1 protein-coding gene is annotated in these 459 nt (G+C 60.6%); it reads left to right on the top strand.

The features are described 5' to 3' along the window. The coding region (locus tag KFE26_RS23650; RefSeq protein WP_249195904.1) for a beta-eliminating lyase-related protein at positions 1-459 on the top strand (459 nt) is incomplete at both ends.

The raw sequence follows: 459 nt of genomic DNA, 5'->3' as shown, positions 1-459 counted from the left end.
GGGCTCGGAGATGTGTATAAGAGACAGAACTACTTCTTCGACACCACCCAGGGTCACACCCAGATCAACTGCTGCGTCGCCAAGAACGTCTACACCAAGGAGGCGTTCGACACCTCGGTCACCGCCGACTTCAAGGGCAACTTCGATCTGGTCAAGCTGGAGGAGGCCATCCTGGAGGCGGGCCCAGCCAACGTGCCCTACATCGTCAGCACCATCACCTGCAACTCCGCCGGCGGCCAGCCGGTCTCCATCGCCAACCTGAAGGCGGTCTATGCCATCGCCCGCAAATACGACATTCCGGTGATCATGGATTCGGCCCGCTTCGCGGAGAACGCCTACTTCATCCAGCAGCGCGAGCCCGGCTACGCGGACTGGAGCATAGAGGCGATCACCATGGAGTCCTACCAGTACGCGGACGGCCTTGCCATGTCAGCCAAGAAGGATGCCATGGTGCAGATG

Source organism: Shewanella sp. M16, assembly GCF_018224605.1.
GTDB classification, from domain to species: Bacteria; Pseudomonadota; Gammaproteobacteria; order Enterobacterales; family Shewanellaceae; genus Shewanella; species Shewanella oncorhynchi.
Note: the sequence above shows the minus strand (reverse complement) of the source record. Positions and strands in the feature narration are given on the sequence as shown.